The 11554-nt window shown below is 66.3% G+C and carries 12 protein-coding genes and 1 pseudogene; 9 read left to right on the forward strand and 4 right to left on the reverse strand.

The genetic code is table 11. From position 1 onward, the window contains the following. The 3 genes from GJ693_RS09970 to GJ693_RS09980 form a co-directional block, all read left to right on the forward strand. A partial coding sequence (locus GJ693_RS09970) for a lipocalin family protein (protein WP_197042092.1) occupies positions 1–287 on the forward strand: 287 nt, incomplete at its 5' end. 71 nt (positions 288–358) lie between these two features. Continuing rightward, positions 359–1588 carry a Coenzyme F420 hydrogenase/dehydrogenase, beta subunit C-terminal domain gene (locus GJ693_RS09975; RefSeq protein ID WP_156256161.1) on the forward strand — a complete coding sequence of 410 codons (1230 nt, stop codon included), beginning with the start codon at positions 359–361 and terminating at the stop codon, positions 1586–1588. A gap of 124 nt (positions 1589–1712) precedes the next feature. After that, positions 1713–2606, forward strand: coding sequence for a hypothetical protein (locus GJ693_RS09980; protein WP_156256162.1), 894 nt, complete (start codon positions 1713–1715; stop codon positions 2604–2606). A gap of 16 nt (positions 2607–2622) precedes the next feature. On the opposite strand, the gene GJ693_RS09985 is transcribed toward GJ693_RS09980, so the two are convergent. Then, the gene (locus tag GJ693_RS09985; protein ID WP_156256163.1) at positions 2623–3597 is read right to left on the reverse strand and encodes a protochlorophyllide reductase; all 975 of its coding nucleotides are present in this window, start codon (positions 3595–3597) and stop codon (positions 2623–2625) included. A gap of 74 nt (positions 3598–3671) precedes the next feature. Between GJ693_RS09985 and GJ693_RS09990 the strand changes: the two genes are divergently transcribed. The 4 genes from GJ693_RS09990 to GJ693_RS10005 all read left to right on the forward strand — a co-directional run bounded on the left by GJ693_RS09990 (position 3672) and on the right by GJ693_RS10005 (position 7390). Continuing rightward, positions 3672–4754, forward strand: coding sequence for an alanine racemase (locus GJ693_RS09990; RefSeq protein WP_156256164.1), 1083 nt, complete (start codon positions 3672–3674; stop codon positions 4752–4754). A 14-nt stretch (positions 4755–4768) separates the two neighbouring features. Further along, a complete protein-coding gene (gene mtnP / locus GJ693_RS09995; protein WP_156256165.1) occupies positions 4769–5638 on the forward strand; it encodes an S-methyl-5'-thioadenosine phosphorylase in 870 nt (289 codons plus the stop codon). 129 nt (positions 5639–5767) lie between these two features. Then, complete coding sequence (locus tag GJ693_RS16890) at positions 5768–6466, forward strand: PEPxxWA-CTERM sorting domain-containing protein (RefSeq protein ID WP_235902800.1); 699 nt, start codon at positions 5768–5770, stop codon at positions 6464–6466. Between the two features lie 63 nt (positions 6467–6529). Further along, positions 6530–7390, forward strand: a complete 861-nt coding sequence (locus tag GJ693_RS10005; protein ID WP_156256166.1) for an alpha/beta fold hydrolase — start codon at positions 6530–6532, stop codon at positions 7388–7390. Here the strand turns inward: GJ693_RS10005 and lptA are convergent. The 3 genes from lptA to GJ693_RS10020 are packed head-to-tail and all read right to left on the reverse strand — an operon-like array spanning position 7365 to position 9135. Further along, positions 7365–7853: a lipopolysaccharide transport periplasmic protein LptA gene (gene lptA / locus GJ693_RS10010; RefSeq protein WP_156256167.1), complete on the reverse strand. Its 489-nt coding sequence runs from the start codon at positions 7851–7853 to the stop codon at positions 7365–7367. The two genes, GJ693_RS10005 and lptA, sit on opposite strands and share 26 nt — an antisense overlap. A 2-nt stretch (positions 7854–7855) precedes the next feature. Next, on the reverse strand, positions 7856–8497 hold the full coding sequence (gene lptC, locus GJ693_RS10015; protein WP_207789960.1) for an LPS export ABC transporter periplasmic protein LptC: 642 nt from the start codon (positions 8495–8497) through the stop codon (positions 7856–7858). Positions 8498–8520: 23 nt separating this feature from the next. After that, positions 8521–9135 (reverse strand): ribonuclease D, encoded by a 615-nt coding sequence (locus GJ693_RS10020; protein WP_156256169.1) that lies wholly within the window; start codon positions 9133–9135, stop codon positions 8521–8523. 593 nt (positions 9136–9728) lie between these two features. Between GJ693_RS10020 and GJ693_RS10025 the strand changes: the two genes are divergently transcribed. Further along, positions 9729–10079, forward strand: coding sequence for a ribose-phosphate pyrophosphokinase (locus GJ693_RS10025; protein ID WP_156256170.1), 351 nt, complete (start codon positions 9729–9731; stop codon positions 10077–10079). A gap of 1233 nt (positions 10080–11312) precedes the next feature. Then, positions 11313–11420: pseudogene (locus tag GJ693_RS17735) on the forward strand (PEPxxWA-CTERM sorting domain-containing protein); the annotation flags it as partial. Positions 11421–11554: the final 134 nt, after the last annotated feature.

Below are 11554 nucleotides of genomic sequence, written 5' to 3' on the forward strand. Positions count from 1 at the left end.
GCAGCAAGGCCGGCGTGCTGACCGTGCTGAAGCCGCAGGACGTGCGCTGGCAGGCCGGCGGCTGGTGGCAAAGCCCGCGCAGCAACGCGCGCTGGCCGGTGCAGCCAACCGTGGCGCTGCGCGTGGGCGGGGTGTGGCACACGCTGCCCGTCTCGCCGCTGATGGCGGATCAGGAGCTGGACAGCCGGATGAGCGGCGGGCCGGTCTATTGGGAAGGCGCCGTCACCGTGCCGGGCGGGCGCGGCTATCTGGAATTGACCGGCTATGCGGCGCCCTTGCGAATGTGACGTTGCAGATGTGAGGGGCGACAGGCTAACAGCGCGCCCAGGCAGGGGTGCCAAACATATTGGGGAACCACGTGACTGATACCGGCCTGATTGCGCCCGAATTTGCGCCCGCGGCCCCGCGCGGGCTGTGCACCGATTGCGGCGTGTCGCGCACGGCGACGCCCACCGATTGCGGCACCGCCTGCCAGTTCATCAAGCCCGACTATGCCGCGATGGAGGCCCAGGTCCATGGCCGCGCCCGCGACGAAAACCGGGCGGATGAGCTGTTCTTTGGCCCGTTCCAGCGCATGGCCAAGGCGCGGCTGAAGCAGCCGAGTGAAGGCGCGCAATGGACCGGCATCACCAGCCGGCTGGGCGAGCGGTTGCTGGAAACCGGCGCGGTGCAGGCCATCCTCACCATGGCGCCCGACCCGGACGACAAGTGGAAGCCGCGCCCGGTGATGGTGACGAAGCCCGAAGCGATGGCCAAGGTGCGCGGCATGCGCATGGGCTATGCGCCGCTCTTGGCGTTGCTGGAACCGGCGCGGGCCGCCGGCTTCACGCGCATCGGCATCATCGGCATCCCCTGCCAGATCCACGCCCTGCGCCGGCTGGAGGCCAAGCTCGGCTTCGAGCGCATCTATGTGATCGGCACGCCGTGCAGCGACAACACGACGACGGCCAATTTCCACGAGTTCCTGTCGCTGCTGTCCGACAAACCGGAGACCATCACCTATCTGGAATTCAAGGCCGATTATCATGTCGAACTGCGCTTCGACGATGGGAACAAGCGCAACATCCCGTTCCTAATGCTGCCGCTGTCCGATCTGCGGCCGGATTTCTTCCCGCTCACCTGCCGCACCTGCGTGGATTACACCAACAGCTTGGCCGACATCACCGTCGGCTATATGGGCGGCACCGGTGAGCAGTGGCTGCTGGTCAGGAATGATCGCGGGGCGGAATTGCTGGGCCTGCTCGGTGACGAGGTGGCGGTCAGTGAACCGGACGACAACGGCAAGCCCGACGGTTCGAAGCGCGCCGGCCCGGTGAAGGGCTTCCTCGCCAACACCGAACGCGCCGCCGGCGGGCTTCCGCTCAGGCGCATGCCGAAGTTCATCCGGCCGCTGGTCGGCAAACTGATGCCGCTCGTCGGCCCCAAGGGCAAGGAATTCGCCCGTACCCGCGTCGAAATGAAGGCCATCGAAACCATCCTGCACCTGCGCCGTGAAGCGCCTGCAATGATGAAGAATATGGTGCCGCCGCATGTGTGGAAATTGGTGGAGCGTTACGGAATTACGCCGGGAGAAAAAGAAAAAATCTAGTTTGTTGTGAGTCGTTCAGAAATAACGTGCTAACAGGAATTGCAAGCTAGCGATTTGCAGTTTTTAAAGGGCATGATTCAAAATGAAAATCAGCTTGCTTTCATTCACCGCCGTAACCGCTTTGATGATTTCCACTGCTGTCTCTGCACAGCAGCCGACTCAGCAACCTCGCGGCAATTTCCTCGAACAATTGTTCGGCAATGTGTTTGGCACCAATCAGGCCGCCGAGCAGACGCTGGAATCCGATTGGAACCAGGGCCGCCGCCCGTTCGAGCAGCGCCGCGAGCAGCTGGATGCGCGCATCGATGCCGCCGTGCGCGATGGCGCCCTGAGCCGCAACGAAGCCGATGGCATGCGCCGCGAATATGAGGATATCGTGCGCCTCGAGGCACAATATTCGGCCGATGGCCCGATGCAGCCGCAGGAACGCGAAGATCTGCGCACACGTTATCGCGCCCTGTCGCAGCGCGTCGGCTATCAGAACAACGGCCAGAACGGCGGCCAATATGGGGGCCAAAATGGCGGTGCCGGCAATTATCAGACCGATGGCCGCTGGCAGCCGCTGGCCAGCCAGAATGCCCTGTTCGAGCAACGTCTGAACGAGGCTGTCCGCAATCGCAGCATCAGCCAGGGCGACGCCTGGCGCCTGCGCAGCGACTGGCGCAGCCTTGGCCAGCTTGAAATGCGTTACCAGTACAATGGCCTGGATGCCCGGGAAGAAGCTGATCTGAAGGCGCGTTATGCCCAGATCGACAGCCGCATGGGCGGCATGCTGACCGGTGGCTTCGGCAATGATCGCAACACGCAGCGTTGGGCCCAGATGGAAACGCGACTGGTGGCAGCGCAACGCGCCGGGCGGGTGAATGCCGCCCAGGTGGCGCAGATGCGCGCCCAGATGGGCGATCTGCAGCGCCTCGATGCTGCCTATGGCCGCACGGGCTATGATGCCGAACAGCGCAGCTATCTGACGCGCCGCTATGGCGAACTGGATGCCGCGATCGGCTTCTATCGCCGCTGAAGGGAGGGCTGGCGGTTCAGGCCGCCAGCCCCACCGCCTTCAACGTCAAATCCCACAGCCGCTCATTGCGGGCTTCGTTCGTCCCGCGCGCCGAGAGTGGCTGCGCGAACGGCATGCGGCCTTCCTTCTGGCGGTTGCCCCAGCTCCAATGCACGCCCGACTGGCTGGCGAAGGCCGGATCGGCGACCACCTGCGCGGTGCGTTCCCCGGCCAGCGGCTGGCTCACATAGCCCTTGGTGATGTTCTTCTGGAACCAGGGGAAGATCTTCTGGAAGGCCGGCGGCGTGTGGCGGAAGAGGGGGGTTTCGGCGACGCAGCCGGGGTAGAGCGTGTTGAACACGATGCCGGTGTCGCCCCAGCGCTTCTGGAACTCGCGGCTCATGATCATGCAGGCGAGCTTGCTGTCCTTGTAGGCCTTGCCGGGCTTGAACGGCTTGCCGTCGATCATGGCGATGGGGGCCTTGAATCCTGCTGCCAGCCCGGCGAGGTCACCCAGGTCAGCCGGGGCGGGGATGGGGATCTTGCCGCCGAATTCCTCGCTGTTGGCCGTGACCGTGCCCAGCGTGATCAGGCGCGGCGGCGATTGCAGCCGGCCCTTGGCCTTTTTCAGATCCTCGATCAGCAGGTGGGCGAGGAGGAAGTGGCCGAAATAATTGGTGGCGACGCTGATTTCATAGCCTTCCGGGCTGCGCATCGGCGCTTCGAGGCGCGGCAGGTAGACGGCGGCGTTGAGCAGCAGGGCGTCAAGCGCCAGGCCCCTCGCATGGAATTCATCGACGAAGCGGCGCACGCTGGCCTGATCGCCCAGATCGATGTGCAGGAGGCAGCGCTTGTCGGCCGGGATGCCCACTTCGTTCGCGGCGCGTTCGGCCTTGGCGAGATCACGGCAGGCCATGATCACCATCCAGCCGCGATCGGCCAGCGACTTGGCGGCCCACAGGCCCACGCCCGACGAGGCGCCGGTGATGATCACCACTGGTTGCACAGACATGGAATCTCCGTAATGCGCTTGCCCCGTTCGGCGCGCTCTTTGACTCAAACACGGGGGCGCGGCAAGACGATGCGATGCAGAGCACCGCCGAATTCCTTGCCAGGGCGAACCCGCCGATCACGCCGGCGCTTGTGGTTCGCCGCGCGGTGATGGAGGCCAATCTCGCCGCCATGCAGGATGGCTGCGATGCGCGCGGCGTGCGGCTGCGCGCCCATGGCAAGATGCACAAGTGCAGCACGCTTGGCCAGTTGCAGGTGGAAATGGGCGCGGTGGGCCTGTGTTGCCAGACGGTGGGCGAGGCGGAAGCCTTCGTGGCCGGGGGCATCCCCGATGTGCTGGTGACGGCGCCAGTGCCGCCCTGGGGCTGGCCGCGGCTGGCGGCGCTGGCGAGCCACGCCAAGATGGGCGCGGTGATCGACAGCACGGCGCAGATGGCCAATGCCTTCGTGGCGGCGCGCGATGCCGGGGTGGTGCTCGACATCTATGTCGATATCGATCCGGGCATGGGCCGCGCCGGGGTGAAGCCCGAGGCCGCCCCTGTGCTGGCGGCGGCGATCGGGATGTTCCCCAATCTCAACTATGCCGGCATCCAGGCCTATTGCGGACATTTCCAGCATCTGCTGCCTGATGAGCGTGATGTGGCCAACGAGAAGTGGAGCGGCCATCTGCGCGCGGTGATCACGTCGCTCACCGCTGCCGGGGTGCCGCCTGCCATCGTCACCGGCGGCGGCACCGGCACGGCCGATCTCGATCTGGCGCACGGCGTCTATACCGAGCTGCAGGCCGGCAGCTATGCGCTGATGGACGTGGAATATGGCGATCTCGGCGATCTGCCCTTCCAGCCGGCGCTGTTCCTGGCGGCAAGCGTGGTGTCGGCCAATCATGCCGGGCATGTGACGTGCGATGCCGGGCACAAGGCGCTGCATCCCAATGGGCCGGTGAGCCGTGTCGTCATGCCGGCGGGCAGCCGCTACCACCCGGCAGGAGACGAGCATGGCGCCATCATCCCGCCGGGCGGGGTGGAGGAGGGCGCGCTGGTCTGGCTGCAGCCGGGCCATGTCGATCCCACCATCGCGCTGCACGATGCGCTGTTCGTGGCGGACGAGGACGGCACGCTGGAGCGCTGGCCGATTGACGCGCGCCGGGTGAGTGGGTGAACTGGAAGTGCTGAATGTGGAAATTGGGCATCATCGGCGGCTCCGGCCTCTATGCCATCGACGGGTTGGAGGACGCGCGCTGGGTCACCGTGGACAGTCCCTGGGGCGAACCGTCTGACGCCATATTGACCGGCCACATTGCCGGCATGGAGGTCTGTTTCCTGCCCCGCCACGGCCGCGGCCACCGAATTCCGCCGCATCAGCTCAATGTGCGCGCCAATATCGATGCGCTGAAGCGGCTGGGCTGTACCGATGTGCTGGCGGTGTCGGCGGTGGGTTCGCTCAACCAGGCCATGGCGCCCGGCGAATTCGTGGTGGTGGACCAGTTCATCGACCGCACCAAGGGCCGGCCATCGACCTTCTTCGAAGCCGGGCTGGTGGCGCATGTGCCGATGGCCGATCCGGTCTGCCCGCGCCTGTCCGCGCTGGCGGCCGATGCCGTTGCGGCGGTCGGCGGCCGGGTGCATCGCGGCGCGACGTATCTGGCGATGGAGGGCCCGGCCTTTTCGACGCGCGCCGAAAGCCGGCTACACCAGGCGTGGGGCTGCGACCTTATCGGCATGACGGCGATGCCGGAAGCCAAGTTGGCGCGCGAGGCAGAGCTGCCCTATGCGCTGGTCGCCATGGTGACGGATTTCGATTGCTGGCACGACGGCAGCGATGTTGACGTGACCGACATCATGGCCGTCATGCACGGCAACGCCGCGCTGGCGCGGGCGATGATCGTGACGCTCTGTGCCAGCCTGCCGGCGACGCGGGCCGCCAGCCCGATCGACTGCGTGCTCGACCAGGCGATCATGACTGCGCCCGACGCGCGCGATCCGGCACTGCTGGCCAGGAACAGCGCCATCCTCAAACGCTGGCTGAACCGCAGCGGCGGCTGACCCACGACCGACCGACGGTAGTAGCGCCTGCAGCCTGCGGGGCTGCGGACGCATGCCCAATTAGCTCTGGCCAAAGAATGAATGAAATATTATAAGTTCGTTTATTATTTGGTGTTGGGGAGTGGGGCGATGCGGATTGGTTTGGCTTTGGCTGTGGCGGCTGCCACGGCAGCGGTGCCGGCGACGGCGGCAAATCTCATCACCAATGGCGATTTCGAGGCGGGCAACACCGGCTTCACCTCGGGCTATGCCTACAGCCCGGGCGGCAACAGCACCGAGGGCCAATACACCGTCCGCTCCAACCCGTTTCCGTGGAATTCCGCCTTTGTCTCGCGCGGTGATCACACCACCGGCACCGGCTTGATGTATGTCGGCAATGGCGCGCCCACTCTGGGTGATATCGTCTGGCAATCGTCGACCATCGCCATTGCGGCCAACACCAACTACTTTTTTGAAGCCTTTGCCATGAACGTGTGCTGCAGCTTCGTGCTGCCCGGCAACAGCGATCCCAATTTCACCTTCCGTATCTCGCTTGATGGCGGGGCGCCAACCGATCTTGCCACGCTCACCATTCCGGCCAACCAGGCTGGCACCTGGTTTGGCCTGTCCACCAGTTTCAACAGCGGCACCGCCACCACGGTGCAACTGTCGCTGATCAATGCCAACAACCTGCGCCAGGGCAATGATTTCGCCGTGGACGATATCACCCTGTCCACCCGCTCGGTGGTCAACGGCGTGCCGGAACCGTCGAGCTGGGCGATGCTGCTCGCCGGCTTTGGCGCCGTAGGCGGCCTGATGCGCCGCCGCCGGACTGTCGCCGCCGCCTGACGCACCAGACCCTGCTTCACTGTGGGGGCTGGCAGCTCCATGGCAGCCTGCTAACCGGCTGACATGGATCGCATCACCATTGCTACCCCGGCCGGGCCGGTTTCCGCGCTGCAGGCAGGAGCCGGTCCGCGTCTGCACTTTGCCCACGCCACCGGCATGAACGCCCAGCTTTACGCCGGGCTGCTGGCGCCGTTGGCCGATCGCCTGGCGCTGACCATCAGCGATGCCCGCGGCCATGGCTTCACCGGGCTGGACCGCAACCCGGCGCATCTGACCAGCTGGGAGGATTATGCCCATGATCTGCTGCGCCTGATCGATACGATTGACGCCGACCGCCCGTGGATCCTGGCCGGCCATTCGATGGGGGCGACTGTGTCATTGCTGCTGGCGGCGATGCGGCCAGATCGCGTTGCCGGGCTGGTGCTGCTCGATCCGCCGATGCTGCCCTTTGACGTGGCAGCCGACGTGCGGGCCGGCGCCAGCGTTCCCAATCCGATGGCCGATCAGGCGGCGCGGCGGCGGGGCATGTTCCCCAGCCGCGACGATGCCCGCGCCGCCTATCGCGGCCGCGGCGTGTTCAGCACGTGGAGCGATGCCGATCTGGAGGCCTATCTTGCCGGCGGGCTGATCGAGACCGACGAGGGCGTGGAGCTGGCCTGTGCGCCGGCGTTTGAATCGGCGACCTTCCGCGCTGTCTCCCCCAATGTCGAACCGGCGCTGGCCGGGCTGCGCCGCCCGTTCGTGCTGCTGACCGGTGACGAAGGCTCAACGGTGCGCGATGCCGAACTGGCGATCTTTGCCGCGCACCCGCACTGCCTGGGCGCGACCCGCCTGCCCGGCACCAGCCATTTCCTGCCGCTGGAGCGCCCGCAAGAGGTGCGCGCCGCGATTGCGCGGATCAGGGATTTTTCTGCGGAACGGTGAAGCGGCCGGTGACGCGGCCGCCGGGATTGCTGGCCGAGCGCGCATCAAAGCTGCTGGTGCGGGTGACAAGGTTCCAGACGACGCGATTGCCTTCCAGGTGGTTGGCGTCGCGGTCCATCTTCACATTGCCAATCAGCGTCACCAGCTTGGCATTCACATCATAGATGCCGCTGTTGGCGGTGGCGCGCGTGGTGTCCTGGCGCAGCCGCACATTGCCCAGCGCGTCCAGCCGCTTGACCTGCGGATTGCCCGCGCTGTCTTTCGCATAAAGGATGCGCACGCGATCGGCGTTGAGCGTCATGCTGCCCTGGCGGATGACGACATTGCCCGAAAAAATCGCCTCGTTGGCATCATCGGCGATGTCGATGCGGCCGGCATCGACGTCGATGGGGGCATTGCTGTCAAAGCGCTGCGCCAGCGCCGGAGCCGCAATGACGAAGGCCAGAAGAAGAAGTGCGCGCATGGCTACCCTCTGCCGCCGCGCTGGTTGATGTGCAAGTGGACATTGCCGATCAGGCTGACGCGATTGCCGGCGAGATCACCGGTCATGCGGTTGCTGCGGAATGTCCCCATCGGCAGCCGGCCGGTCACCGCCTCGTCGGTCTTCACGGTGCGGCGCTTCAGGTCGATCTGCACGGTCTGCGCATCGACCGTATAGCCGCCGTCGGAGCGCAGCTTGACCGGGCCGGCGACCTCCAGCCGGTCTTCCTCGATGAAATAGCGGCCCGACGGCGCTTCGACCGTGGCCGGGCCGTCCTTGCCGTCCAGCCGGGCGGCAAGCGCCGTCAGCTCGACGATCGGCACGGCGCTGGTGCGCTGCACGGCATTGCCGGCGGAAATCGCAAAGGCCTCCCCGGCCTCGGTCTTGCCGCGATATTCGGCGCGGTCCACCCGCAGCCGCTCGCGCGCCACCGCCACCTGGTCCTTGGCGAGCAGGAAGGAAAATTCCTGCACGCCGATCAGCGGCCAGACCAGGATGGTGATGCCGAGCGCGAAGGCGGCCGACGGCAGCAGCCATTTCAGCACCGTCATGCGCTGATCATGCGTGCTGCCCGGCAACGCCGCCTGCTGGCGCCGTGAGAGCGGGCGGGAAGGGGGGGCTGCCACGAACGCGGGTCTCAGCCGGGCGGTCACAGATGCGCGAAGATATCCTGCTCGGCCCAGCCGACGAGATCGAGCTCGGCGCGGGCGGGCAGGAAATCGAAACAGGCCTGGGCGATGTGGGTGCGGCCTTCGCGGGCCAGCCGGCTGACCAGCACCTCGTGGGCGCGGTGCAGATAGCGCACATCGCTGGCGGCATATTCCTTCTGCGCGTCAGACAGGTCGGCGGCGCCCCAGTCGCTCGATTGCTGCTGCTTGGAAATCTCGACGCCCAGGGTTTCCTTCAGCAAGTCCTTCAGGCCGTGGCGATCAGTGTAGGTGCGCACCAGTTTCGAGGCAATCTTGGTGCAGAACACCGGTGCCGCCCACACGCCGAGAAACTGGCGGATCACCGCCACGTCGAAACGGGCGAAGTGCATCAGCTTGAGGCGCTCAGGATCGGCCAGCACCGCCTTCAGGTTGGGCGCGTCATATTGGCCGGGGGCAAAGCGCACGAGATGCTCGTCGCCGCGGCCATCGCTGATCTGCAGCAGGCAGAGCCGGTCACGGTGCGGATTGAGGCCCATGGTCTCGCTGTCAACGGCCACCGGGCCAGGCGCCAGCGCATCGGCGGGCAGGTCGCCTTCGTGGAGATAAACGGTCATGGCCTGTGCGTTAGCAGGCGCGGGCCACGCTGTCATCCGCCGTGGACGTGCGGCGGCGCCTGATTCGGCCGCACGGGTGGCCGCCCCGAAACGCTTCGTCGCTTGCGCGTCTACGGCCCGTCCCGCCGCGGGCCGGGCTGAAAGCTGAGGTTCATCGGGGCCGGTCAATCTGTCGCCACTGGCCGATGCAGATGCCCCCCGTTTCCGCATCGGCCAGACCACCCCGACAGACCGGCCAACAGGGGCTGGGGGCAACCAGAGAACCAAGAATGTTCAAGGAGTTGCATCATGAAATCCGCCCCTATCCTGTGGCTGGCGCCGATCGCGCTGGCCCTCGCGCTCCCGGCAGTGGCCCATCCCCGGAAACCAACGCCACCGCCGGTTCCGGAAGCCCCGGCCGACACGACCATGCCGACCCCGCCGACCCCGCCGACCCCTCCGGAACCACCGGCCCCACCGCCGGCTCCACCCGCACCGCCGGCGCCTGAACCGGCCCCGGCGCCCGAGCCGCACGGCCTTTAGGCCGACGGGCCACCGGTCGGTTCCCTCTCCGGCCGGTGGCATTGGCGGCGTCATCATGGCATGGACGGGCCATGGTGACGCCTGCCGATCTTCCCGAGGTGAAGGCCCTGCTGGTGGCCGCAGCCCAGGCCGGACGCGACCTGTCCTATTCCGAAATGCTGCTGGCGCTGGGCTATCGCTTCTCGCGCCCCAAGATGCGCAGCCTGTGCCGCCTGCTCGACGCCATCGACGACGCCGGCCGCGCCGCCGGTGAGCCTGAACTGGCGGTGCTGGTGGTGCGCGAATCGGATCGGCTGCCTGGCCAGGGCTGGTGGGTCGGCCGCTGCGACGCGCCAGCCGACTGGACCGGCCCCGCTGCCCGCGCGTACGTTGCCGAACGGCAGCAGCTGGCCTTTGCCTGGTGGCTGGATCGGGCCAAGTGACTCAGATGCAAGGCGCTTTCCTGCGCGGGCCCCCAAGCTGCGTCTGTTTCCGATAAGCATTCGCAAATATGACGCAATCATAGAGGGTTGCGCTGGGTTCTCCTTGATCTGGATCAAGAGAATCACGTTATTTCTTTGTCACTGTTTTCAAGCGCCTGGCCGGCGTTCTGATCTCCCGAAACGTGGACGGGAGCCAGGACGATGCGGACCAAACGGGTGATGACATGGCTGGTGGCACTGGCGACAGGCGTCAGCCTGCCCGGCATGGCGGCGGCGACATCAGTGTTCGGCGCGCTCGACAATTTCGATGCCGTCAACGACACCGGAGTCGAAACCCACGGCTTTGAAATCTTCATCGAAGACAGCAATTTCACCCGCGCCGACATCACCAGCGTGTTCGGGCTTGATCGCAATTTCGGCGTGCCGCCGCAGGATGTGGAGCGCTATGGCGCGCCGACGATTGCCGAGCTGCCCGGCATCGGCGTCAAGATCACCTACAAGGCCAGTTTCGCCAATGGCGCCTGGTCGGTCGGCACCTTGCCCGGCACCTTCCCCAATCCGGGGGACAGCTGCTGGATCTTCGGCGGGGTCGGCTATCCCAACATCAGCTGCGACCATTTCGGGGTGAGCACGATCGGCAGCCCGGCCAAGGTGAGTTACAGCTGGCTGGTCGATCAGGGCGGCAACACCGGCGTGCTGACGCCGATTTCCAACCCGATCCCGCATGTCGCCTTCACGCCGACACCGGCGCCGCCGCCCACGCCAATCCAGCCAAACCCGGTGGCCGGCGTGATCGCGCAGATCATGGCGCCGGCACCGGAAGCCGGCCTGGATTGGGGCCCGGCCTTCTGGGTGAAGGTGTTCAGCCATGAAGTGGAGAACGAGGTCCATCTCGACGAGCTGGTAAACGGCAATTTCGTGGTCCCGGGCAACGCCGAGATCGAGACCGAATGGTATCTGCTGCAATCAGGCCCGGGTGCCCCCAATGGCGAGCTGGCGGCCGAACTGGGCATTGGCGCTGCCGGCAAGGCGCTGGTGCGCCGCTATGAATTCTACAAATACACGGGCCCGCTCAATCCCGATGGCAGCGGCGAGGCGATGTGCGATGGCGCCGAAGCGCCGGGCCATGCCTGCGACAATCCCTTTGGCGATGGCAGCGTGCAGGGCATCAACGATCTCGGCCTCTACATCGGCGACCAGATTGCCGGTTACAACCTGGTGCAGCCGGGGGTCGGCAACGTGCCGGAGCCGGCGACCTGGGCCAGCCTGATCACCGGCCTGGGCCTGGTGGGCGGCATGCTGCGCCGTCGCCGCCGCAGCACGCCTGTCGTTCTGGTGTGATCGGGCCGGCGGCCTATTGCGGCCGCTCATGCCCTCCGTCGGCCGAGCGCTGGCCACCGCCGCGCATCGGCTGACCGCCATCGCCGCGGCCCTGGTTGCCACCACGCCAGCCGCCGCCATCATCGCTGCGGCCA

Source organism: Sandarakinorhabdus oryzae (assembly GCF_009733735.1).
Taxonomy (GTDB): domain Bacteria; phylum Pseudomonadota; class Alphaproteobacteria; order Sphingomonadales; family Sphingomonadaceae; genus Sandarakinorhabdus; species Sandarakinorhabdus oryzae.